Raw genomic sequence first — 24,810 nt, forward strand, 5'->3', positions numbered from 1 at the left:
GTATCAGCCTAAGATGTTTCGACTGACCCCCCGTATTCGCGAGCAAGCCCGCTCCCACACAAGCCCGGCTCCCACAGAAGAGCTAGCTCATCCGTGGGTTACGCGCTTTTCGCCGAAGGCAGCTTCGATACCAGGCGCAGCGATACGGTCAGCCCTTCGAGCTGGTAGTGCGGGCGCAGGTAGAACTTGGAGTTGTAGTAACCCGGGTTGCCTTCGACTTCTTCCACGATCACCTCGGCGGCGGCCAACGGATGCTGGGCCTTGGTGGTTTCGGTGGAGTGGGCCGGGTCGCCGTCGACGTAGTTGAGGATCCAGTCCTGCAACCAGCGCTGCATTTCGTCCTTCTCTTTGAAGGAACCGATCTTGTCGCGCACGATGCACTTCAAGTAGTGGGCGAAACGGCAGGTGGCGAACAGGTACGGCAGGCGTGCAGCCAGGTTGGCGTTGGCGGTGGCGTCCGGGTCGTCGTATTCGGCCGGTTTCTGCAACGACTGGGCGCCGATGAACGCGGCGAAGTCGGTGTTTTTCTTGTGCAGCAGCGGCATGAAACCGTTCTTCGCCAGTTCCGCTTCACGGCGGTCGCTGATCGCGATTTCGGTCGGGCACTTCATGTCCACGCCACCGTCATCAGTCGGGAACGTGTGGGCCGGCAGGTTTTCCACTTCGCCGCCGGACTCAATGCCACGGATGCGCGAGCACCAGCCGTAGTGCTTGAACGAGCGGTTGATGTTGACTGCCATTGCGTACGCGGCGTTGGCCCAGGTGTACTTGGAGCTGTCGGCACCGTCGGTGTTTTCTTCGAAGGCGAACGCTTCCACCGGGTCGGTCTTGGCGCCATACGGCAGGCGCGCCAGGAAGCGCGGCATGGTCAGGCCGATGTAGCGCGAGTCTTCCGATTCGCGCAGCGAGCGCCAGCCGGCGTATTCCGGGGTGGTGAAGATCTTGGTCAGGTCGCGCGGGTTCGACAGTTCCTGCCACGAACCCATGCCCATAACGGTCGGCGACGCCGCTGCGATGAACGGGGCGTGCATGGCGGCGCAGACTTTCGACAGCTCACCCAACAGTTCCACGTCGGGAGGCGACTGGTCGAAGTAGTAGTCGCCTACCAGGCAGCCGTACGGTTCGCCGCCGAACTGGCCGTATTCTTCTTCGTACATCTTCTTGAAGATCGGGCTCTGGTCCCACGCGGTGCCCTTGAATTTCTTCAAGGTCTTGTGCAGGTCCGGCTTGGAAATGTTGAGCACGCGAATCTTCAGTTGCTCATCGCTTTCGGTGTTGTTGACCAGGTAATGCAGGCCACGCCAGGCGCTTTCCAGTTGCTGGAAATCCTGATGGTGGATGATCTGGTTGACCTGGGCGGTGAGCTTGGCGTCGATGGCGGCGATGATCGATTCGATCGACTTGATCGCGTCATTGGACACCAAGTCCGTTTGCGCCAAGGCCTGTTCGGCCAGGGTACGCACGGCGGTTTCGACGGCTTCGCGGGCGCGCTCGGTCTTGGGCTTGAATTCTTGCAGCAGCAGGTTTGCAAACTCGCTGGCTTCTTCAGTCGCACCCAGGATCTGGGCGCCTTCGCGGGCGGTATTGTCGGTCATGATTACTGGTCCCCAGCAGGCTTGGGCGCACTCGCAAGGGCCTGCAGCAATGCCGGGTCCTTGATCGCCTTCATGATGATTTCTTCAGCGCCGGTCTTGCCGTCCATGTAGGTCAACAGGTTGGCCAACTGGGTGCGGGCTTCGAGCAGCTTGTTCAGCGAGTCGACCTTGCGGGCCACGGCGGCCGGGCTGAAGTCGTCCATGCTTTCGAACGTGATGTCCAGGCTCAGGTTGCCTTCGCCGGTCAGCTCGTTCGGTACGTGGAACGCCACGCGCGGTTGCATGGCCTTGAGGCGGGAGTCGAAGTTGTCGACGTCCACTTCAAGGAACTTGCGGTCGGCCACCGGTGCGAGCGGCTCGGCAGGCTTGCCGGCGAGGTCGGCCATCACGCCCATGACGAAGGGCAGCTGGACCTTTTTCTCGGCGCCGTAGAGCTCGACGTCGTACTCGATCTGCACCCGGGGCGCACGGTTGCGCGCGATGAATTTCTGAGAACTTTGCTTCGCCACGTTGCTGCTCCTGGTCGCTTGAGCGACGGTGTTGTTACTGCACTGCCGGGCGGTTTACTCGCCGTCCGGGCCGCGCAGGTTTTCAAATTGGGACATGCCGTCGGGAATCAGATTGCGCACGATGGCCGCGAAGTCGGCGTGCACCAGATTCTTCGCCCGGTTCAACAGCACCGGCAGCGGGCTCGAAGGCTCGTGCCGGGTGTAGTACGCAAGGATCTTGTCGAGGCTGCGCAGCACGTCGTCACGGCTGGCGATGTCGCCGGCCGGGCGCGGTGCCGCGGGGGCAGCGGCGAAGTCGACCGAGGGGGCATTGTCTTCACTGACGGCCTCGGGTTCGCTGCTGCTGACGGTGCCAGGCACCGCTTGGTTGAGTATCTGCAACGCCTGCTTGAGCGGTTGCTTCAGGCCACTGAGGTCCACGCCTTGGGCGGAACCGACGTGCTTGTTGACCTGTTGTTCGATGGCTTCGCAGGCTGCCCGCGCGGCGATCAACGCGTCACGGGTGGCTTGCAATTGCTCGGGGTCACTGTCGAGGAACGCCGCGTTGAGTTGCTGGGCGCCGAGTTGTTCGTCGGCAAAAATCTGCAGGCCGCTGGCGTTGAGCGCCGCGCGCAGGCTGACGGGCCCGAAGGTGCGCGAACGCGTGAGGATGCTCTCGCGCAACAGGCGAATGGTGGTGTCGCTGGTCAGGCCGGACAAGGCGTTGATGCGTACGGTGGGGTCGTTATCGTCGTCGGCGTCCAGGCGCGGATGCAGGTCGGCCCAGTAATCGCGCAGCAACGCGTTGATCAGCGTGAGCGCTTCAGCCAGCCCGGCCGCACCCTGAAGGGCGAGGGAGCTTTGCAAGAGAAAATGGGTGATGCGCAGGTCTTTGCTGCGTTGCAGCAAGTCGAGGCTTTGCTGCTGGATGCCGCGCCATTCCGGTGGTTCTGCGGGCAGGATCGAGTCGCCCATGCTGCGCTCGGGTTGGCCCTTGGCAGCACGCTCCAGGTGGAGAAAGTCCGCGTCATATTCCATGTCTTCGCCACACGGCGAAGTCGCGGAAACGGCGGTGAGCAGCAACGGCACATCCACTGAATTTGATCTCCCTATCAGCCCGTTAGATGGCGGGCAATGCATGCACTAGTTGCGCGATGAACTAGGCATGTTTTCTTGGTCATAGTGGAACTTTGAATTCAAGTTGATTTCAAAGTGCCATCACTGGTGTTCAAGAAGTTGTGCATTTTTGGTGTAGTAGTTGGGCCTTGTCAAGGTAAGCTATTCGCCCTCTGTGACAGATGTGCGGTGCTTAACACCCTGCGCGACTGGTGGGTCGAGCGGCGCACCAGGACAGGATTTTTGTCATAGAGCCCAGTTAAGATCAGCGATCATGCTGACAAAAACAGGTTGTGAGGGTCGTTTGCACGACCTGGTGGGGTTTCTCGGGAAGCGTTGGCCCGGGAATCGGCTGCGCGCGAAGTATCAGCAAGGAGGCAAGATGTCGCTGTGTTTGACTATCACTAGTTATCACAAGATTACCCCTGGGCAGTGCCCTGAAAAGTCCTTGAACCAGGGCTCGATGGCGATCGGCCGCAGTTCGGATAATGACTGGGTATTGCCTGATCCAGAGCGTCTCGTCTCGTCGCAACATTGTGTTATTCAATACAAAGATGGCCGTTACTATCTAACCGATAACAGCACTAACGGTGTGGAGTTGGTGAACGCCGGTATTCGTCTGCGCCGGGGTAACAGCGAGCCGTTGCAAGATGGCGAGTTGATCCGTATCGGCGATTACGAAATCCAGGCGCGCATCGACTTCAACGTGCAAGCCGTTGATAGCCAAGCGTTTGCCAGTGAGTCACCGAACAGCTTTGAGGCGCTGATGGGCGCCGTGGCGAGCACACCCGCGCCAGCGCCGGCGATCGCGCCGCAGTTCCAGGGCGCCTCGTCGATGGACACCCTGCCGGACCTGTTCGATTTTCTCAGCCCGACCGCCGTGCCACCGCCGACCGTGCCGGATCATGTGCCCTCCGAGCAGCACGATTTCCGCCCGCCGACGCCGGTTGCCGTGCCAGCGGTCGAAAAGCCGGTGCTGTCAGGTTCCGTGATTCCCGAAGACTGGGACCTGTTTGGCGACACGCCAGCACCCGCGCCCGTCATCCAACCGCCACCCGTGGTCGAGCCCGTGCTCCCCGTGGCCGACACCCAGCAACAGCCCGACCTTTTGCAAGCCTTCCTGCGCGGCGCCGGCCTGGATCAGCTACGCCTGGACAAGGCCCAAGCCGAAGCCCAGATGGAAAGTATCGGCCGCAGCTACCGCTTGATGGTCGAAGGCCTGATCGACGTATTGCGTGCCCGTGCAAGCCTCAAGGGCGAGTTCCGCATGCAGCAGACCATGATCCGTCCCGCCGAAAACAACCCGTTGAAATTCGCCCCGAATGCCGACGAGGCCTTGTTGCTGCTGCTTCGTCATGGCAACCAAGCGTTTATGGCACCGGACATCGCGGTGCGCGATAGTTTCGACGACCTGCGTGCCCACCAGTTGGCCGTCATGGCCGGGGTCGAAGCGGCGATCAAGCACTTGCTGGCGCGCTTCGAGCCGGGGCAACTGGAAGAGCGCATGGGCAAGCCCGGCGGGCTGTCGAGCATTTTCAACGGCTCGCGCCAGGCCCAGTACTGGCAGCAGTTCACCGAGCTCTACAGCAATATTTCCCGCGAGGCCCAGGAAGACTTCCAGGACCTGTTCGGCCGTGAATTCAGCCGGGCCTACGAAGAGCACAGCGCACGACAGCGACGCTGAATCGCGCCGCAACAATGGATAAAACGGATAGCTAAGTACGTCATTGAGGACGCAGGATGATTCCCAGGTTTTTACTCGCAGTTGCCACCGCGTTGCTGCTGACGGCGTGTGCCAAGGATGCCGCCAAGCCCGAGGCGGCTGCCGAAGCTGACGCGGACACGGCCGCCGTCGAGTTGCACTTCCACGCCATTGCCGGGCTCAACCCCGGCGCCAACGGCCAGGCCGCGCCTGTTCGGGTGCGCATTTTCGAACTGAAAAACGCCGCCACCTTCGGTCGTTCCGATTACTTCGCGCTGGCTGACCGCGCGCAATCCACCCTCGGGCTGGACCTGCTGGACCAGGACGAAGTGATGGTGCAGCCGGGCCAGCAATTGAGCATTCAGCGCAACCTCGACCCTTCCACGCGCCAGATCGGGTTGCTGGTGGGTTACCGCGAACTCGACCGCGCGCAATGGCGCACGGTGATCAACGTGCCGCCGCGCCAATACACCGAATACCAGATCAGCCTCGATGTGCGCGCTGTGCGTGCCGACGTCGTGGTTCCCCCATCCAGCCCTGCCCAATAAGAAGCAAACGGAGCCCCCATGTCCTGGAACAATCGCGTGGTCTGGTCGGAAGGCATGTTCATCGGAACGCAGCACTTCCAGCAGCATGACCGTTACCTGGAAAACTTGATCGACGCGCGTAGCCGCCCGTTGTCTGCCGGGGCTTGGGGGTTTTCCGAGTTGCTGATCGACCAGGGCCTGCTGGCCCAGGGCAAGCTGGCGATCGTGTCGGCGCGCGGCCTGCTGCCTGATGGCACGCCGTTCAATATTCCCCAGGATGACCTGGCGCCGAGCCCGCTGAACATCGACGACAACCTGCGCGACGGCCTGGTCTACCTGGCCTTGCCGCTCAAGCGCGCGGGTGCCCGCGACACGGTCGATGAAGGCGAAGCCCTTGAAGCGGCGCGTTACGTGAGCCAGGTGCGCGAAGTGCGTGACGACAACGCGCCGTTCGAAAACCGCGCGCCAGTGGCCGTGGGCTCCCGCGCCCTGCGCTTGTTGACTGCCCAGGATGGCATCAGCGACTACGCCGCCATCGGCCTGGTGCGCATCAAGGAAAAACGCGCCGACCGCGCGCTGGTGCTCGACGACACGTACATCCCGCCGGTGCTGGACGTGGCCGCCAGCAAGCCGCTGACGGCATTTCGCAGCGAACTGCTCGGCCTGCTGCACCAGCGCGGCGAAGCCCTGGCGGGCCGCGTGGTCGCCTCGGGCGCCGGTGGCGCGTCGGAAATTGCCGATTTCATGTTGCTGCAACTGGTCAACCGCGCCCAACCGTTGATCCAGCATTTCAGCCAGTTAAGCCCGCTGCACCCAGAGCGGTTTTTCAGCGAACTGGTGAGCCTGGCCGGTGAGTTCTCAACCTTTTCCACCTCAGGCCGCCGTCCTCAGGAATACCCGCACTACCAGCATGATGACCTGACCCTGAGCTTCGCCCCGGTGATGGCGGCCCTGCGTGAAGCGCTGTCGATGCTCATCGACAGCAAGGCCACGCCGATCCCGATTGTGGAAAAAGCCTACGGCATTCACGTGGCGATGCTGGCCGACAAAACCCTCATCGACAGCGCCAGTTTCATCCTCGTGGTGCGCGCTGATGTGCCCGGCGAAACCCTGCGGGCGCGCTTCGGCCAGCAGAGCAAGGTCGGCTCGGTGGAGCACATCCGCGACCTGGTCAACCTGCAGTTGCCAGGCATCGGCCTGCTGCCGTTGCCGGTGGCACCACGGCAGATCCCGTACCACGCAGGCAGCACCTATTACGAGCTGGATCGCGGCAGCGAGCACTGGCAGCAACTGATCCATTCGGGCGGTTTTGCTTTCCATATCGCCGGGCAGTTCCCGGGTCTGAACCTGGCCTTCTGGGCGATCCGAGGATAATTCGCGATGCATCCCAATGATGATGACCGCACCCAGTTCATGCCGCGCCCGGGCGGCCGTGCGCCGGAACCTGCGCGTGCAGAACCGGCGCCTTTGTCCGTGCCTGCGGCGCCGATCCTGACCGGCAAAAGCCAGGGTCTGAACCCGCTGGAAAGCGCCGCCGGCCCGCTGTTGGCGTTGCTGACGCGCCTGCGCAATACCATCGCCCACCCGGCGCCGGCCAGTTTGCGCGCGCAGTTGCTGGCCTACTTGCGTCAGTTTGAAGAGCGCGCCGAAGCTGCCGGTGTGGCGCGCAACGAAGTGCTGTTGGCGCGTTACGCACTGTGTACCGCGCTCGACGAAGCCGTGCTCAGTACGCCATGGGGCAGCACCAGCGATTGGGGCAAGCAGAGCCTGCTGATCACCGTGCACAACGAAGCCTGGGGCGGCGAAAAAGTCTTCCAACTGCTCGACCATTGCCTGCAAAGCCCGCGCGAGCGCCTGTACCTGCTGGAGTTGCTGTACCTGTGCATGTGCCTGGGTTTCGAAGGCCGCTACCGCGTAATGAACGACGGTCGCAGCCAGTTGGAAGCCTTGCGTGAGCGCACGGCGGCGGCCATTCGCAGCGCCCGTGGCGAACACGAGCGCGAGCTGTCGCCGCATTGGCGCGGCGTGACCGTGGCGCGTGACCGCCTCGCGCAATTCATGCCGCCGTGGATCGCCGTGGCCATTGGCCTCGCGCTGCTGCTGGCGTTGTTGTTTGGGTTGCGCATGAAACTGGCGTCGGATGCCGAGCCGGTGTTCAAGAATATCCATGCCCTGGGCGAGATCCCGGTGCAGGCCATCGACCGTCCGGTGGCGCAGCCAAAAGTTGTCGAGCGGCCGCGTCTGGCGGGCTTTCTGGTGGAAGACATCAAGGCAGGCCGTGTGGCGGTGGAAGACAAGGTCGACCGTTCCGTCGTGACGATTCGGGGCGATGAGCTGTTTGCGTCCGCCAGCTCCAGCATCGTCGATGACTACCAGCCGCTGATGCTGCGCATCGCTGATGCCATCCGCAAGGTCAAGGGCCAGGTGCGCGTCACCGGGCACAGCGACAACCGTCCGATTGCCACGCTGCGGTTCCCGTCCAACTGGGCCTTGTCCGAAGCGCGGGCCAAGTCGGTGCTGGAGATTCTCGCGGCCAAGACCGGCCAGGGCGATCGCTTCAGCGCCGAAGGCAGAAGCGACACCGAGCCCGTGGCGACCAGCAGCACAGCCGAAGGCCGTGCCCGCAATCGTCGGGTTGAAATCACCGTATTGGCGGAGGGCGTCGAGTGAAGGCGTTTTTCAGTTTCATGATTCGCTGGGTGATCCCGTTGCTGGGCCTGATCGCCCTGAGCCTGATCATCTGGTTTGTCGGGCCGTTGCTCGACGTGCTGATGCCCGAAGGGCGCCGCTGGGCGCTGATCATCCTGGTGTTTGCGGTGTGGATCGCCTATCGCGTGTTCCGCATCATCCAGGCCCGGCGCCAGGCCACCGAAGTGATGCGCAGCCTGGCCGCAGAGACCCCGGTCGACCCCAATAGCGTCGCCACCGCCGAAGAACTGGTGACCCTGCGCCAGCGCATGGACGAAGCCCTGGCGTTGCTGAAAAAAGCCAAGCTCGGTGGCGATGAGCGCCGCAACCTCTACGAGTTGCCGTGGTACGTGATCATCGGCCCGCCGGGTTCGGGCAAGACCACTGCGCTGGTCAATTCCGGCCTGCATTTTCCGCTGGCTGCGCAGTTGGGTGCCGGCGCGGTGCGGGGTGTCGGCGGTACGCGCAACTGCGATTGGTGGTTTACCGACCAAGCCGTTTTGCTCGACACCGCGGGCCGCTACACCACCCAGGACAGCAATTCGACGGTGGATAAGGCCGCGTGGCTGGGCTTTCTCGACTTGCTGAAAAAGCAGCGTTCGCGCCGGCCTATCGACGGTGCGTTTATCGCCATCAGCCTTTCGGATTTGCTGCTCGGCAGTGACGCCGAACGGGCTGCCCACGCCGCCGCGATTCGCCTGCGGATCCAGGAGCTGTACACCCAGTTGGGCGTGCGTTTCCCGATCTACCTGATGTTGACCAAGCTCGACCTGGTGCCGGGTTTCATGGAGTTTTTCGACAACCTGAGCAAGGAAGACCGCGCCCAGGTGTGGGGCATGACCTTTGCGCTGGACGACGGCAAGCACAGTGACAGCCCGCTGGCGACGCTGCAAAGCGAGTTCGCCGGGCTTGAGCAGCGCCTCAACGAACGCTTGGTGGAGCGCCTGCAACAGGAACGCGACCCGGCGCGGCGTGACCTGATCTACGGCTTCCCGCAGCAGTTCGGCGCGTTGAAGGACTGCCTGCAAAGCTTCCTTGAAGGTGTGTTCAAACCGAATGCCTTTGAAGAGCGCGTATTGCTGCGCGGCGTGTACTTCACCAGCGGCACCCAGGAAGGCAGCCCGATTGACCGCCTGATCGGCGCCATGGCCCAGAGCATGAACCTGGACCGCCAGCACCTGGCGCGCCAGAGCGGCACCGGGCGCAGTTACTTCATCGAAAAACTCTTCACCGCTGTGGCGTTTGCCGAGCGTGGTTTGGTGGGCGTGAACCCGAAGGTCGAACGTCGGCGCAAGTGGATCGCGCGCGGCGTGCTGGCCGCCACGGTGGCCGTGGTGCTGGTGGTCAGCAGCCTGTGGTGGGTGAGTTATCGCGCCAACCAGGCGTATATCGCCCAAGTCGACCAGAAGGTCGCGCCACTCGGCCAGGCCGTGCAGAACCTGACCCCGGCGCAGCGCGAAGTGCTCGCCGTGCTGCCGTTGCTCAATGCGGTAAAAGGCCTCGCCGGCGACTCCCCCAGTTGGGCCGAAGGCCTGGGCTTGTACCAGGGCGACATGCTCGAAGCCGAGTCTGCCAGCGTGTACCGCAAGCTGTTGATCGCCGTATTCGCGCCACGCCTGGTGACGCGCATCGAAGAACAACTGCATGGCGGCGGCAATTCCGACTTCCTCTACGAAGGCCTCAAGGCCTACCTGATGCTGGCGGATGCCGAGCACTACGACCCGGACTTCATCAAGGCGTGGATCGCGCTGGATTGGGACCGCAGCCTGCCGCGCGACTTGCCCGCCGACCAGCGCCAAGCCTTGACCGCGCACTTGCAGGCGCTGTTCGAACGCCACCCACCGAGCGCACGTCTTGATCCGCGCCTGATCGATGACCTGCGGCGCCAGCTGCAACAGCTGCCGGTGGCCCAGCGTGTCTATGACCGGGTCAAGCGCCAGAAACTGCCGGAAGGCATTGCGGATTTTCGCATCAACGAAGCCGCCGGGCGCGATGCCGCGCTGGTGTTCAGCCGCAAGAGTGGCAAACCGCTGGGTGAACCATTAAGTGGGTTTTTTACCGCCAAGGGTTACCGCCAGGCGTTCCTGTTGAGCAGCTTGAACCAGACCGGCACCCTCGCCGAAGAGCAATGGGTGCTGGGCCGTGAGCAGGCCGATCAGCAGAATGTGATCAGCTTGGCGGCTGATGTGCGCCGCCTGTATTTCCAGGATTACCAGCGCCAATGGGACGCCTTGCTCGCGGACATCGACTTCGTGCCGATCACCAGCGTGGCCCAGGCCGCTGACGTGCTGCGCGTCATTTCCGGCCCGACATCGCCGCTGAAAAAGCTGCTGGTGGCCGTGGCCAAAGAGACTGATCTGCAAGCCGAAGAGCGTCAGTTGGCCGCCAAAGGCGTGCCGGTGGAAGGTGGCGTCGACAAGCTCAAGGAGCGCCTCGGCAGCCTGCTTGGCCAGGAGCAGCAGACGGCCAGCACGCCCGAAGCGGCAGATGACCCGGTGACCGCGCACTTTGCCGAACTCAACAGCATCGTCAGCAAAAACGAAGGCGAACCGGCCGCCATCGACGGCTTGCTGGCGGACATGAACGCGCTGTATGTGCAGGTCAGTGCAATGGTCGGCGCCAGTGGCGACGCCTTGCTTGGCGAGGCGAAGAACCAGGCGGCGGCAGCGGCCACGCGGGTCAGCCTGAATGCCGAGCGCCAGCCGCCGCTGGTGCAGGGCCTGGTCAAGTCCGTGGTCAACTCCACCACCAACAGCATGATGGGCGGGGTGCGTAACCAGTTGAACGCGGCGTGGGTCAGCGAAGTGGTGAATGTGTATCGCCAGTCGCTGGCCGGGCGTTACCCGATGGCACCGGGCAGTGCCCGTGATGCGACCCTGGATGACTTCGGCCAGTTCTTCGGCGTGGGCGGGGTGATGGATAACTACTTCCGCAAATACCTGCAGCCTTACGTGGACACGTCGGCCCAGACCTGGCGCTGGCAGCCGGGCGCGGCGCAGAAGCTCGGAATTGCGCCGGGCGTGCTGCAAACCTTCCAGCGCGCAGCAGCGATTCGTGACGCGTTCTTCCGCGCAGGCGGCACCCAGCCCATCGTGCGTTTTGAACTCAAGCCGGTGTCGATGGACCCGACTATCACCCAGTTCCTGCTCGACCTCGACGGCCAGCAATTGAGCTACGACCATGGGCCAAGTCGCCCGGTCGCGATGCAATGGCCGAACCCGGGCAGCATTGGTGTGGTGCGCATTTCCATCATGCCGCCCTCGGCCAGCGGGCGTTCGGGCGTGACCCTCGACGGCCCGTGGGCCTGGTTCCGCCTGCTGGAGCAATCTGACCTCACCGCCGGCAACTCGCCGGACCGCTTCAACCTGCGCCTGCGGGTCGACGGCGCAAGCATCGCCTACGAGTTGCGCGCCAACAGTGCCTTCAACCCGTTCAAGAGCCGCGTGCTCAGCGGCTTCAGCCTGCCGGAGCGGCTATGACGACGTTGGGTTTCTACGGCAAGTTGGCCAGCCGCGGTGACTTTGTCAGCCGCGCCTTGCCCCAGAGTTTTATCGGCCCGTGGGACAGCTGGCTGGCGGCGGGTTTGCTCGCCAGCCAGAACAGCCTCGGCGGCGACTGGCTCAAGGTGTACCTGGTCAGCCCGCTGTGGCGCTTTGTGCTGGCGCCGGGCGTGTGCGGGCCGGACGCCGCGGCGGGGGTGGTGATGCCGAGCATTGATCGGGTCGGGCGCTATTTCCCGCTGGCGGTGGTTGCGTTGCTCGATCACGACACCAATCCGGCGTCGCTGGTCGGCGGCCCGGACGCCTGGTTTGAGCAGGCCGAAGAGCTGTTGCTCAGCACCCTGGATGCGGGCGCGACCTTCGAGAGTTTCAATCACGGCATCGATCATTTGGGCGTTCCAGCCAGCGAGCCGCGCGCGGTCGACAGCCGTTTCGCCGGCCTGCAACGGGTGGCCGCCACCGTGCCTCATGGGCGCATGACGGCGCTCGCCGAACAGGCCTGCGAAGGCGCCAGCCTTTGGTGGGGCCGCGGTTCGGAGCGTATTTCACCTGGTTTATTGCGGTGTCAGGGTTTGCCTGCCGCCGGCGATTTTGCGCAGTTTTTGCTCGGACAAGAAGGTGTGGTGTAGATGGGGGCGACGTTCAAATCCGCGAGCAAAAGCCATGTGGGCATGGTTCGCCAGGTCAACGAAGACGCGTGCCTGGACCTGCAGGAGAACCGCCTGTGGGTGGTGGCCGACGGCATGGGCGGGCATGCGGCAGGGGACTACGTCAGCAGCCTGATCGTCGACAGCCTGCGCAATGTGCCGGTGGGCCGTTCCCTTGATGAGTACTCGGCAGCGCTGCGCAATGACCTGATTCGCATCAACGCGACCGTGCGCGAAGAAACCGCCAACCGGGGTGTCACCATGATGGGCAGCACCGTGGTGGTGTTGGCCGCTCGCGGTTTGCGCGGTGTGTGTTTGTGGGCGGGCGACAGCCGCCTGTACCGCCTGCGTGACGGTGTGCTGGACAGCATCTCGCGAGACCACAGCTACGTGCAGGACCTGCAAGACAGCGGCCTGCTCAGCGAAGCCGATGCCCGCGTGCATCCGCGCGCCAATATCGTGACCCGCGCCGTCGGCGTGGAAGCCCAGTTGGAGCTGGCAGTGGTCGATTTGCTGATCGCCCCCGGCGACAGTTACCTGCTGTGCAGCGATGGCCTGACCAAAACCGTCGAAGACCACGAAATTCGCGAAGTCCTCGGTCATGACGCCCCGGATGAAATCGTGCGCAGCCTGGTGCACCTGGGGCTGAACCGGGGCGCGCCGGACAACATCACCGCCATTGTCGTGAAGGTGTCGGCATGAACATCGTGATTCCGGGCTATGACATCGAGGGCGAGATCGGCGAAGGCGCCATGGCCAACGTGTACCTGGCGACCCAGCGTTCGCTGGAGCGCAAAGTGGCGCTGAAGGTCATGGCGGCGGCGCTGGCGGCCGACCCGAGTTTTTGCGAACGCTTTCTGCGCGAGGGCAAGACCTTGGCGCGCCTGTCCCACCCGCACACGGTGACCATCCATGACATCGGCAATGTCGGTGAGCTGTATTACATGGCCATGGAATACCTGCCGAACGGTACGCTCAAGGAGCGTATTGCCGCCGGGCTGACGCCGGAGCAGGGCGTGACGCTGGTTCGCCAGATCGCCTCGGCGTTGGGTTATGCCCACGCCCAAGGCCTGGTGCACCGCGACGTCAAGCCGGCGAACATTCTGTTCCGCGCTGACGGCACGGCAGTGTTGTCGGACTTTGGCATCGCCAAGTCCCTCGACGATCGCACCCAGTTCACCCAGGCCGGTTTTGCCGTGGGCACGCCGAGCTACATGAGCCCGGAACAGGCGCGGGGCCAGGAGATTGATGGCCGCGCCGACCTGTATGCGTTGGGCGTGGTGCTGTATGAAATTCTCGTCGGCAAGCTGCCTTACACCGGCACCGACGCGCTGTCCACGGCACTGGCGCACCTGACCGAACCGTTGCCGGAATTGCCGGTGCACCACGGCCGTTATCAGGACGTGTTGCGCAAACTGTTGGCCAAGGACCCGGCCGAGCGTTTCCCGGACGCGGCGGCGCTGTTGCGAGCGCTGGACCAGCTGCCACTGGATTCAGCTGAGGCCACGCTGGTACGGCCGTTGCCGATTCCACTGAGTTTTGATCTGGCGGGCATCACGCCGATATCTATCGAGATTCCGACCGATAAGCCGCAGCCGCAGCCTGTGCGCCAGCCGGTGGTGACGCCGACCCAGCACGGTGCCGTGTCCGAGCAGCGCCGTGGGCCGGTACTCGCGCTGGCCGCTGTTGCGGTGGCCGTTGCGCTGGCGATAGGTGGCGCCAGTTACTGGTGGTTGAGCGGCAGCGATGCGCCGGCTGCACCGCCTGCCGCCGTGGTCCCGAAGACACCGCCAACCAAGGCTTCACCGCCGCCTGCATTGACACCGGTGGTGGCCGAGGCGGATGGCGGTCAGCGGCCTTTGCTGATGGCGGGCAAGAAGACCTTGTTCCAGCGCGTCCTCAGCAAGCCGGGCGCCAAGCTCTCCCATGATGCCGGTGCCGCGCCCGGCGAAGGGCTGCCGGCGTTTTCCGTGCTTTACGTTTACCAGCGCAAAGATGTCGATGGCAGCCCTTGGGTGCGTGTCGGCGCGGCGACCGATGGGCGCAGCGACGGTTGGTTGCCGGCCTCGCAGGTCAGTGACTGGAAGCAGAGCCTGGTGCTCAAGTTCACCGAGCGCTCGGGCCGGGCGCCGGTGATGTTCCTGCGCCAATCCGGCGAAGTCGAAAAGCTCTTGGCGGATCCCGCAGCGGCCAAGGGCGTCTTGGCCAAGGCGCAGAAAAACAGCGAAGACAATCAACAGGTGCTGGCGCTTGAGCCGACGGCCAGTGCGGTGCCGCAGAACCAGTTCTACCTGTTGCCGATTTTCGATTCCAAAGAGACCTTCGACGAAAACGGCCAGCCGGTGCAGTTGCTCAATGTGGCGTCTATCGACCCGGGCAGTGCGGCGTATGCTGTCGCCAAAACCGTCGGCCGCAGTGCGCCGGACGCCAGCGCCGACACCTTCCGCACCGCCGTGGTCCTGGTGGTCGACACCACCGTATCGATGCAGCCCTACATCGACCAGGTCCGCGACGTGGTGCATGAACTGCAGACCCGCATTGCTGAACGCGGCGAGCTGGACAGCGTCAGCTTCGGCCTGGTGGGTTTTCGCAACAGCATCAAGAAAACCCCGGGCCTCGAATACGTGGCCAAAAACCTAATCACCCTGGACCAGGGCCGCGACCCGCAACGCTTTCTCGACATGGCGCGCCAGGTCAAAGCGTCCACCGTCTCCAGCCACTCCTTCAACGAAGACGCGTTTGCCGGCGTGATGCAGGCGGTGGATGGCATGGATTGGTCCGGTTACGGCGGGCGTATTATCCTGCTGGTCACCGACGCGGGCGCGCTGCGCAAGAACGACCCGTTTGCCGCCACCCAGATGAACGAAGCCGAAGTGCGCCAGGCCGCGTTGGGCAAGCAGATCAAGATCTACGCCCTGCACCTGCGCACCGACGCAGGCAAGAAAACCCACGCGGGTGCCGAGAGCCAGTACCGCATCCTTACCGCCGACGCCAACCCGCAGATTGGCGACCTGTACACGCCGGTGGCGGGTGGCGATGTGCGCAAGTTGGGTGAGCGCGTGGATGAGATCGGCACGGTCTTCGCCAACCTCGTCCATCAGGTGCGCAGCAATACGCCGCAGCCGGTGCCGTTGTTGAGTACCGCGCCGACATTGGCCGACAAGTCCGCAGCGGTCGGTTATGCCATGCACATGGATTTCCTCGGCCGCAAAACCGCGAGCCAGGCGCCGCAGCTGGTCAGCGCCTGGACCGCCGACCGCGACCTGACCAACCCGGCACTGCCGGCGTTCCAGGTGTGCGTGATGCTGACCAAGTTGCAGCTCAATGATTTGCAGCAGTCGCTGAAATTGATCGTCGACGCGGCGCGCAAAACCCAGACCTCGCCCAAAGATTTCTTCCAGGAAATCGCCAGCGCCTCGGCCTACATGAGCCGCGACCCGCAAGCCCTGCGCAAGGGCGGCAACCTGGCCGACGGCGGCATTCTTGGCGAATACCTGGAAGGCCTGCCGTACCGCAGCAAGTCGCTGAACATGACCCAGGATTTGTGGTTGTCGTTGAGCGTGGCCGAGCAGGAAGACTTCATCGACGAGCTGGATTCGAAAATCCGCCTTTACGAAACCTTCCATAACGACGTGGCCAACTGGGTCCGTTTCGGCGATGCCGAGCCGGGCGATGCGTTGTACCGCGTGCCGTTGTCGACGCTGCCGTGATGCTGAACCTGAGCGCGGTGCACAAGAGCCGGGGCCTCGGTAGCCAGCGCTATAGCCTGGTGATTCCGACGTTGACGCTGCGTGCCGGTGAGCAACTGGCGATTGTCGGGCCGAGTGGCTGTGGCAAAAGCACCTTGCTGGATTTGCTGGCGCTGGTGCTGGCGCCGGATCAAGTCGGCCAGTTTGAGTTTCATCAACACGACATCGGCGGGCTGTGGCGGGCTGATCAGCAGTCCAGCCTGGCCGCGCTGCGCAGCCAGCATTTGGGTTATGTGCTGCAAACCGGCGGGTTGCTGGGCTTTCTCGATGTGCGCAGCAATATCGCCTTGTCGCGGCAGCTGTTGGGCTTGAAGGACGACGGCAGCGTGGCGCGCCTGGCCGAACAGTTGGAGATCAGCGATCAGTTGGCCAAGAAGCCGACTGCGTTGTCGGTGGGCCAGCGCCAGCGCGTCAGTTGTGCCCGCGCCTTGGCCCATGCGCCGCAATTGGTGCTGGCCGATGAGCCGACCGCGTCCCTCGACCCGCTGAATGCCGAACGCGTGATGCAGGCGCTGCTGGCCCAGGCCCGCGAACACCGCGCGGCCTGTGTGATCGCTACGCATGACGAACCTTTGGCCCGCGCCAGTGGCTTGCAGGTGCGGCGTATCAGTTGCCGTCGCGACACCGACGGCGGCGTCACCGCCACCCTTGGGGAGGCGTGCTGATGCGCATCGGTTTGGTAGCGTCGCTCGCCTGGCAGGATTACCGCAACGACGCGTGGCTGTCGGCGTGTTCGGTGTTGGCTTTGGTGGCTGTCATCGCGCCGTTGCTGGTGTTATTCGGGCTGAAATTTGGACTGGTTAGCAGTTTGACCGAACGGTTGGAGACCGACCCCGCAACCCGTGAAATTATCCCGTTGGGCGGCGGTCGATTCAGCCGCGCGTTCGTCGAACAGCTCGGCCAGCGTAGCGATGTGGCTTTCGCCATCCCGCGCACACGCCAGATAGCGGCGACGGCGCAGGTGGGCACGCTGGCGCTGGAGATGCTGCCAACCGCGCCGGGTGATCCATTGCTGGACGCGTTGCCAGTGCCAAAGGGGCTGGACCAGATCGTGCTGAGCCACACCGCCGCTGAAAAGCTCGCGGCGCGCCCTGGCGATTGGCTCGACACGCGTTTTGCGCGGCAAGTGGCGGGGCGCGTCGAAGCCCAGCGCACGCGGTTGCAGGTGCAGGCGGTGTTGCCGCTTGAAGCGTTCGCCCGGGACGGAGTGTTTGCCGATTTGAGCTTGCTCGAAGCCGTCGAAGATTACCGCGATGGTCGCGCCGTATCAGCGTTGGGCTGGAACGGCGATGAAGCGGGCGTGAGTGAACAACGCGTTTACCCAGCGTTTCGTTTGTACGCGCGCGCGCTCACCGATGTAGAGCCGTTGCGGGTGTATTTCGCCGGGCAGGATTTGCTGGTGTCGACCCAGGCACAAACCATTGCCCAAGTGCAGTCGTTGAGCCGCAACCTGTCGATCGTGTTCTGGATCATCGCCGGGTTGGCGCTGGCGGGGGCGTTTGCGGCGATCTTCGCCGGGGCGTTGGCCGCGGTGGCGCGCAAGCGTCGGGAGTTGTCGGTGCTGCGCCTGTTGGGGTTTTCCACCGCCGGACTGTTGTTGTTTGTGGTGGTGCAGGCGTTGTACAGCGCAGGTTTCGCCGCCGTGCTCAGTGTCGGGCTGTATGGCTTGGCCGAGGCGGCGTTGAATAAGCTATTTGTGCAAGTGTCGGGCGAACACGCCAGCCACCTGTTGGCGCGTCACTACGGCCTGGCCCTGGCTGCAGTCCTCGGCGTCAGCGCCGTAGCGGCGGCGTGTGGTGGCTGGCGGGTAGCGCGTATCCAGGCTTCTGAAGGAATCAGAGATGTATAAGTTACTGGGCGCCGCTGTGGCGCTGAGCCTGGCCTCGATGGCGTGGGCTGATGAGGCGAGCGACAAACTCGACAATCCAAAACCCTTGGCCGATGACGTCAGCCTGCCGCTGCCGTGCGAAGGCAACATGGTGTTTCGCTACGCCTACGTGCTGGCCCAGGGCACCCTGGATGACCGCGAAATCAGCCTCGGCTACCCCTTCGCCGAAGGTGAGGCGGGCTACCAGCAGTCGTTTATTTCCGGCTACCGCCGCGACTTCATCAACGGCCAGTTCACCCTCAAGGATTTGCCGAAAGACTGGAACAGCGTCATCGCGCCACTGATGCCGAAGACCGATGCCAAGACGCCGCTCAAGCCCATGCTGTATTTCATCGGCAAGTACGAAGTGACCGCACGCCAGTACGCCCAGGTGATGTCCCAGGCCCAATCGCTGGCCAGTGGCGAGCCGGCGCCTGCGTGTGATGTGCCCACGGGCATGGCCGCGCGCCTGCCCAAGGTGAAACTGTCGCGCTTTGAAGCCGAGCGCTTCTCGGCGGTGTACAGCGCCTGGCTGATGAAATACCACCGGGAGTTGTTGCCGGTGAGTGGCCGCGGTTCGTCGGCTGAAGACGGCGGCCTGGGTTTTGTGCGCCTGCCCACCGAAGTGGAATGGGAGTTCGCCGCGCGTGGCGGCCAGGCGGTGAGCCGCCAGGATCTCGAAGGGCGATTGTTCCCGCGCCGCGTCGAAGGCAGCGACAGCGACGGCCCGCTGGGCGATTACGCAGTGTTCAACCAGGTTGCCGGCGGCACCGGTCAGGTCGCGCGGTTGATGCCTATCGGCACCAAACTGCCCAACCCGATCGGCATGTTCGACGTGATCGGCAACGCGGCGGAAATGGTCCAGGAGTCTTTCCAACTGGTGCACGCCGGGCGTCGTCAGGGCACTTACGGTGGCTTTGTGGTCAAGGGCGGCAACTACCTCGAAGGCGAGGGCACGCTGTTTACCGGGATGCGCCGCGAGTACCCGTTGTTTGCCGCCGATGGCACCGAGCAAAGCAACGAGACCACCGGTTTTCGCGTGGCGATTGGCGCCTTGTCGGCGCCGCGTTCGCGCTACAAGGAGCTGTTCGCGCAGTGGCAGAAAGAAGGTCGCCTCGCGTCCCTGACTGATGCCATCGACGATGCCCAAGACCCGACCAAACGCCTGGACAGCATCATCGCCAGCAGCGCCGACCCCAAGCTGCAAGCCGAGCTGGGGCTGGTCAATGAAGAGCTCAAGCGCAACGTTTCGCTGATCGCCCAGCAACGCGAAGAAGCCGCAGGCAACCTGATTCAGTCGGCCGCGTTGGTGGCTGAAACCATCAGCAACTACAACATTCGCCTGGCCAACCTGCAGAAGAGTCGCCAGCAGGCCAAAGACAACAAGGATGAGGCCAGCGCGCAGCTGTTCGACATGGCCATCACCAATGGACGCAGCGCTCTCGACGGCGCGGTGGCGATTTATATCGACAACCTGGCGACCGGCACGCGTTACACCGATGCGGTGATCCAGGCGCAGTTTCAACGGATCAAGGAAGAGTTGGATCGCAAACCCGTGCTCGGCAAGAGCCTGGTGACGCGCGCAACACTGTTCGTTCGCCATGTCGGCAACTACCGCAAGCAACAGCGGGCCGACCCGGCAACGATCTTGAAGGAATTGCTCGCAGCGAGCGGTCAGCGGTCTTGACCGATGGCTGTATAGCGAGCTTGGAAGGGACTCAGGCGGCGGTGGGCCGTGCTGGGCAAGTCAAACTTAAAAGAGAACACACCTATGCTTTTTTCACGTAAGGCGGTTTCCAAGCGTCACCTGCTGCTGATCGCAGCTGGTTTCAGCACCGTGTTGACCGGTTGCGCTACCTCGCCGTCCTCCAAGGTCGCGTCGAGCACCAAGGTCGAGTACTACCCCAACTGCTACGAGCCGGTGCAGCACCTGCGTGCGACCGATTCGGACATGACCAAGTCGGTCGTTACCGGCGCGGCCATCGGCGCAGCCGGCGGTGCATTGCTGGGCGCCCTGACCGGCGACTCCGACAAGCGCGGCCGTAACGCCGCCATCGGTGCAGCGGGCGGCGCCCTGGCCGGCGGCGCAGCGGGTTACTACACCGAGCGTCAGAAGCAGATCAGCGATGACAACCAGCGCATCGCGTCGTACTCCACCGACTTCAACAAAAGTGCCTCTGACATCGACCGCAGCACCGCGTACGCCAAGGCGTCCCAGCAGTGCTACCAGAGCGCGTTTACCAAGCTTGTTGCCGACCGCAAGGCGAACACCGTCAACGACAGCGAAGGCCGCAAGCGCCTGGCAGAAATCGTTTCGGGCTTGAAAGAGTCGAATGACCTGATCGTCGCGGTCAACGGCAAAGCCAGCGAAGACCTGAGCAACTACAACCAGGCCTACGAGAAAGACCTGCAACAAGTAGGTGTGCAGCGTACCGACGTGGTGACAGTGGCCACCGCTGATACCACGCCGCCAGTGACGCCGGTCAAAGGCAAGAAAGCCGTGAAGCCGGCGAAAAAAGCCGTGCTGCCAACCGTGCCGAAAGAAGCGGTGACCACCGAGAAGAGCTTCCAGACCGCTCAGGCCAAGCAAGCTGAAAGCAAGCAGGTCGCCAGTGCCGGTAAGGCGCAGATCGAAGGCACTTGCCGCGATCCAAACCTCGCCGACTGGGCGCCGGTGCCTTGCCCTAACGTTTAAGCAACATGTCGCTATAAGCGTTAAACGCCAGCCGATCTCCTGCTAAAGCGCGAGATCGGTGGCGTTCCTCCGACAAATCGTTACACTGCTGCGGCCACTTAATAATTACACCGAGGCCGTGTGAATGAAATTTCGTCTTTTGTTGTGGGTGCTGGGCCTGATGATGGGCAAAGCCAGCCGCACCAATCCTGCCTTTCAGCAACAGTTGGGTGACAAAGACCTGGCGTTCCAGTTGCAGACCCTCGACGGCAAGGTTGCCCGTCACTTCATCGTCAAAGACCAGCGCATCACCAGCCGCTCAGGTGTTCACCCAGAGCCTGCGTTTGCTATCGCCTTCAAAGATGCCGCCTACGGCTTCGCCACGATGCAGGCGAAGAACAAGCAACTGGCGTTCATGACAGGGATTCAGGACAAGTCGATCCAGATCAAGGGCAACCCGGCACTGGTGATCTGGTTCCAGGGGCTGACCAAGTATCTGAAGCCGAAGAAAAAGAAGAAAGTCTGAGGCCATTTCTGTGGCTGGCGATTTTTTGTGGTGAGCGGGCTTGCCCCGCGCCGGGCTGCGCAGCAGCCCTGACAAAGTCACCGCATTTCTTCAGTTAGGGCCGCGTGACGGGTTTTGGGGATGCTTCGCAGCCCCGCGCGGGGCAAGCCCGCTCACCACAGGGGCAGTGTCAGCCCTGGCTGAACTGGGAAGCCAACTCACGCAACAACACCTCAGCATCCAACACCTTGCCTACCACTTCCTCAGCCTTATCCCGCGTCAGCCCCAGGCGCTCCAGCAGCGCATCCGGAATTGCTTCGTCCGGCCCGGAGCCAATGCCACGGCTGCGCAGCAGGCGTACGGCCAGGCATACCAGGTTCGGGTACTCGGCGTATTGGCCATCGTAGGTCGGGTCGTGCTGGAAGCGCAGGGCGGTGGACAGTTCGTCCGGCATGTCCCAGTAGCGCATCAGCCAGGCGCCGATCTGCTCGCGGCTGATGCCCAGCAAGTGTTGCTCGACATAGCTGTGGCACAGGTGCGGGTTGACCTCCAGGTGGCGGCAGATCAGCGAGAAATGCGGCGGGAACACATGCGCCAGCAGCAGGTAACCGAAGTTATGCAGCAGACCGGCCAGGTAAGTCAGGCCGGCTTCCGGGCGCTGGGCGCGCGGGATGGCGCGGGTCAGGCCTTCGATCACGGCGGCGGTGTAGATCGACTGGTGCCAGTACGGCGTGGACTGATGCGGATGATCCTTGGGCAGGCTCAGGGTCTTGCCCAAGGCCAGGCCGAGCGCCAGGTTGATCACCAGGTCAAAGCCCAGCACGCGCACGATGGCGTCTTCCACCGAACGAATCTTGCCCGGCGACGCGTAGTACGGCGACGCGGCCCAGCTCACCACTTGCGCGGCAAGGGCCGGGTCGGTTTCGACGACTCCGGTGATGTCATCAATGGTGGCATTGGGGTCGACGCGCAGCTTGATGATCTTCTGCGCCGTGTCGGCCAGGGGTGGAATTTCCAGGGTCGCTTCCAGGCGCTGCTGGATACGGCGGGCGGTGAACGCCTGCATGGCCTGGGTGATTTCCTCGCGGTCATCATTCGGGCGGTCGAGGTTGGGGCGGATGTTGCTCAGCGGTTCGCCGAAGTGCCCGGCGCTGGCCTTGGTGAGCATGGTCTTGAAGTCATCGCTGGCGATCTCCAGCAGCAAGCCCGCTTCGCCTGAATGCACCAGCAAGCTTGGCTCGTTGAGCAGGCTGCCCTCGTACAGGCAAGGTGACGTGGTGAGTGCGGGCAGGCCCGGCAGTAGGCGCAGGTCATGTTTGCCCAGCATGCGCTCGACGCGATCCGGCGACACGGCCGTGAGGCGGCGCCCGGTCAATTCGGCGAGGCGGTTGAGGTCGAGCAACTGGCTTTGCGGGAACAGCACCATGAGTGCGCCAACGGCATCTTCCAGCAGCACCGCCTGCACCTTCCGCGCAGGATTCAGGCCAGGCAGTTCGGCAACTTCCGTGAAAGGGATGGCGAGCTTTGCGAGCAGAGCCCGAATGACCGGCGGGGCGGTCAGTGGGGCTGTAGCGAGGGCAACTTCTGACATGGCCTGATCCAATTTCTTACATTCACCGAAGTATACCCAGCTTGATACAACTGTAGGTCGACTAAGTGAGTCAGGCGTCACACTTGGCCGTATTGCTGCCCATGTCGCAGCCAGCGATCCAGCAAAGGGCTGACGTGATCGGGCCAGCGTTCCAGCAAGGCTTGCGCTGCGTCGCGCACGGCAGGCAACAGGTCGGCGTCGCGCATCAGGTCGGCGACCTTGAATTGCAGCAGGCCGGTCTGGCGGGTGCCGAGCATTTCGCCAGGGCCGCGCAGTTCGAGGTCTTTTTCGGCGATGACAAACCCGTCGTTGGTTTCGCGCATGATCCCCAGGCGCTGGCGCCCGATCTGCGACAGCGGCGGATGATAGAGCAGCACGCAATGGCTGGCGGCGCTGCCCCGACCGACACGGCCGCGCAATTGGTGCAACTGCGCGAGGCCCAGGCGCTCGGGGTTTTCAATGATCATCAGGCTGGCGTTGGGCACGTCCACGCCAACTTCGATCACGGTGGTGGCCACCAGCAATTGCAGGTTGCCGGCCTTGAATTCGGCCATCACCGCCGCTTTTTCAGCAGGCTTCATACGCCCGTGGATCAGCCCGACCTTGAGCTCGCCCAAGGCACTGGTGAGGTCTTCGAAGGTGGTTTCGGCGGCCTGGCAGGTCAGCTCTTCGGATTCCTCGATCAGCGTACACACCCAATAAGCCTGACGACCTTCGGCGCACGCGCTGCGCACGCGTTCGATCACCTCGACACGACGGGTGTCGGTGACCAGCACGGTATTGACCGGCGTACGGCCGGGCGGCAATTCGTCGAGGATCGAGGTATCGAGGTCGGCGTAGGCGCTCATGGCCAGGGTGCGCGGGATCGGTGTGGCAGTCATGATCAACTGGTGCGGGTTCATCCGGCCACCCACGCCTTTCTGGCGCAGGGCCAGACGCTGCTGCACGCCGAAGCGGTGCTGTTCGTCGATGATCACCAGCGCGAGGTTCTTGAACTGCACTTCGTCCTGGAACAGCGCGTGGGTGCCGACCACCATGGGTGCGCCACCCGCGATCTGTTCGAGGGCGGCGGCGCGGACCTTGCCCTTGAGCTTGCCCGCCAGCCACGCCACTTCCAGGCCCAAGGGTTCGAGCCAGCGCTTGAAGGTGATGAAGTGCTGCTCGGCGAGGATCTCCGTGGGCGCCATCAGCGCCACCTGATAACCGGCTTCCAGGGCCTGCAAGGCGGCGAGGGCGGCGACCACCGTTTTGCCCGCGCCCACGTCGCCCTGGATCAGCCGCAACATGGGTTCGTGCTGACTGAGGTCGTAGGCAATTTCATTGCCCACGCGCTGCTGCGCTCCGGTCGGCGCAAACCCTAAATTGGCCAGGTACTGCGCGGGCAGGCGCGTGGCCTTGGGCATCGCCGGTGCGCGCAGGGACCGCATGCTCTCGCGCAGGCGCTGCTGGGACAGCTGATGGGTCAGCAATTCTTCGAAGGCCAGGCGGTGCTGGGCCCAGTGATGACCCAGGGCCAGCTCGTCGACATCGGCGTCGGCGGGTGGGTGATGCAGGTAGCGAATCGCATCGTCCAGCGGTGCCAGTTGATAGTCGCGGGCCAATTCCACAGGCAACCAGTCGGGCAGGCTTTTCGGGCCGAGCATCGTCAGGGTCTGCATGCACAGTTGGCGCAGGCGCTGTTGGGTCAGGCCTTCGGTCAGCGGGTAGATCGGCGTGAGGGTGGTGTCCACCGGTGGTGGTTCGTCGCCGGTGATGGCGCGGTATTCCGGGTGGTAGATTTCCAGGCCCGAGGCGCCGGGGCGCGCTTCGCCGTAGCAGCGCACGCGGGTGCCCCGCTTGAGGCCTTCTTTCTGGGCATTGCTGAAATGGTAGAAGCGCAGGCTCAAGCCGCCGGTGCCGTCTTGCAGGCGCACGACCAAACTGCGGCGTTTGCCCATCACCACGTCGGCGCCGCTCACGGTACCTTCGACCACCGCGTCCTGCCCTGGGCGCAATTGGCCGATGGGCACAACGCGAGTGCGGTCCTGGTAGCGCAGGGGCAGGTGGAACAGCACGTCCTGAAGGTTCTCCAGGCCGACCTTGGCCAGCTTCTCGGCCATGGCTTCACCGACACCCTTGAGTGCGGTCACCGACACCTGCGACAGTTCAGTCATACCGTGGC

The 24,810-nt window shown here is 63.5% G+C and carries 18 protein-coding genes; 13 read left to right on the plus strand and 5 right to left on the minus strand.

Translation table 11 applies throughout. From position 1 onward, the window contains the following. Nucleotides 1–98: 98 nt before the first annotated feature. The 3 genes from tssC to tssA are packed head-to-tail and all read right to left on the minus strand — an operon-like array spanning nt 99 to nt 3,178. A complete protein-coding gene (gene tssC / locus WBB95_RS27050; protein ID WP_424490365.1) occupies nt 99–1,595 on the minus strand; it encodes a type VI secretion system contractile sheath large subunit in 1,497 nt (498 codons plus the stop codon). Nucleotides 1,596–1,597: 2 nt separating this feature from the next. Beyond that, entirely contained in the window at nt 1,598–2,104 is a 507-nt protein-coding gene (gene tssB / locus WBB95_RS27055; protein WP_010168268.1) for a type VI secretion system contractile sheath small subunit, read from the minus strand. Between the two features lie 54 nt (nt 2,105–2,158). Beyond that, nucleotides 2,159–3,178: a type VI secretion system protein TssA gene (tssA, locus tag WBB95_RS27060; RefSeq protein WP_424490366.1), complete on the minus strand. Its 1,020-nt coding sequence runs from the start codon at nt 3,176–3,178 to the stop codon at nt 2,159–2,161. Nucleotides 3,179–3,581: 403 nt separating this feature from the next. Between tssA and tagH the strand changes: the two genes are divergently transcribed. The 13 genes from tagH (at nt 3,582) to WBB95_RS27125 (ending at nt 21,079) form a co-directional block, all read left to right on the plus strand. Further along, nucleotides 3,582–4,883: a type VI secretion system-associated FHA domain protein TagH gene (gene tagH, locus WBB95_RS27065; protein ID WP_424490367.1), complete on the plus strand. Its 1,302-nt coding sequence runs from the start codon at nt 3,582–3,584 to the stop codon at nt 4,881–4,883. 56 nt (nt 4,884–4,939) lie between these two features. After that, nucleotides 4,940–5,449 (plus strand): type VI secretion system lipoprotein TssJ, encoded by a 510-nt coding sequence (gene tssJ, locus WBB95_RS27070; protein WP_424490368.1) that lies wholly within the window; start codon nt 4,940–4,942, stop codon nt 5,447–5,449. Nucleotides 5,450–5,467: 18 nt separating this feature from the next. Then, a complete protein-coding gene (tssK, locus tag WBB95_RS27075; protein WP_424490369.1) occupies nt 5,468–6,802 on the plus strand; it encodes a type VI secretion system baseplate subunit TssK in 1,335 nt (444 codons plus the stop codon). A 6-nt stretch (nt 6,803–6,808) separates the two neighbouring features. Further along, nucleotides 6,809–8,098, plus strand: a complete 1,290-nt coding sequence (locus WBB95_RS27080) for a DotU family type VI secretion system protein (RefSeq protein ID WP_424490370.1) — start codon at nt 6,809–6,811, stop codon at nt 8,096–8,098. Next, nucleotides 8,095–11,595, plus strand: coding sequence for a type VI secretion system membrane subunit TssM (tssM, locus tag WBB95_RS27085; RefSeq protein WP_424490371.1), 3,501 nt, complete (start codon nt 8,095–8,097; stop codon nt 11,593–11,595). Before WBB95_RS27080 ends, tssM begins: the two co-directional genes overlap by 4 nt. Further along, nucleotides 11,592–12,245, plus strand: coding sequence for a type VI secretion system-associated protein TagF (gene tagF / locus WBB95_RS27090; RefSeq protein ID WP_424490372.1), 654 nt, complete (start codon nt 11,592–11,594; stop codon nt 12,243–12,245). The genes tssM and tagF overlap by 4 nt, the downstream gene beginning before the upstream one ends. Beyond that, nucleotides 12,246–12,965, plus strand: a complete 720-nt coding sequence (locus WBB95_RS27095; RefSeq protein WP_424490373.1) for a PP2C family protein-serine/threonine phosphatase — start codon at nt 12,246–12,248, stop codon at nt 12,963–12,965. Continuing rightward, entirely contained in the window at nt 12,962–15,973 is a 3,012-nt protein-coding gene (locus WBB95_RS27100; RefSeq protein WP_424490374.1) for a serine/threonine-protein kinase, read from the plus strand. The genes WBB95_RS27095 and WBB95_RS27100 overlap by 4 nt, the downstream gene beginning before the upstream one ends. Further along, the gene (locus WBB95_RS27105; RefSeq protein ID WP_424490398.1) at nt 15,973–16,677 is read left to right on the plus strand and encodes an ABC transporter ATP-binding protein; all 705 of its coding nucleotides are present in this window, start codon (nt 15,973–15,975) and stop codon (nt 16,675–16,677) included. Before WBB95_RS27100 ends, WBB95_RS27105 begins: the two co-directional genes overlap by 1 nt. Beyond that, nucleotides 16,677–17,861, plus strand: coding sequence for an ABC transporter permease (locus WBB95_RS27110; protein WP_424490375.1), 1,185 nt, complete (start codon nt 16,677–16,679; stop codon nt 17,859–17,861). Before WBB95_RS27105 ends, WBB95_RS27110 begins: the two co-directional genes overlap by 1 nt. Next, nucleotides 17,854–19,566, plus strand: coding sequence for a formylglycine-generating enzyme family protein (locus WBB95_RS27115; protein ID WP_424490376.1), 1,713 nt, complete (start codon nt 17,854–17,856; stop codon nt 19,564–19,566). Before WBB95_RS27110 ends, WBB95_RS27115 begins: the two co-directional genes overlap by 8 nt. 84 nt (nt 19,567–19,650) lie before the next feature. Then, complete coding sequence (gene tagQ / locus WBB95_RS27120; protein WP_424490377.1) at nt 19,651–20,574, plus strand: type VI secretion system-associated lipoprotein TagQ; 924 nt, start codon at nt 19,651–19,653, stop codon at nt 20,572–20,574. A gap of 124 nt (nt 20,575–20,698) precedes the next feature. Beyond that, entirely contained in the window at nt 20,699–21,079 is a 381-nt protein-coding gene (locus WBB95_RS27125; protein WP_110620485.1) for a helicase, read from the plus strand. A gap of 169 nt (nt 21,080–21,248) precedes the next feature. Here WBB95_RS27125 and WBB95_RS27130 read toward each other — a convergent pair whose 3' ends face one another. Continuing rightward, complete coding sequence (locus WBB95_RS27130) at nt 21,249–22,649, minus strand: aminoacyl-tRNA deacylase and HDOD domain-containing protein (RefSeq protein WP_424490378.1); 1,401 nt, start codon at nt 22,647–22,649, stop codon at nt 21,249–21,251. Nucleotides 22,650–22,726: 77 nt separating this feature from the next. Beyond that, the gene (gene recG / locus WBB95_RS27135) at nt 22,727–24,802 is read right to left on the minus strand and encodes an ATP-dependent DNA helicase RecG (RefSeq protein WP_424490379.1); all 2,076 of its coding nucleotides are present in this window, start codon (nt 24,800–24,802) and stop codon (nt 22,727–22,729) included. Nucleotides 24,803–24,810: the final 8 nt, after the last annotated feature.

The organism is Pseudomonas sp., from assembly GCF_049645325.1.
Lineage (GTDB): Bacteria > Pseudomonadota > Gammaproteobacteria > Pseudomonadales > Pseudomonadaceae > Aquipseudomonas.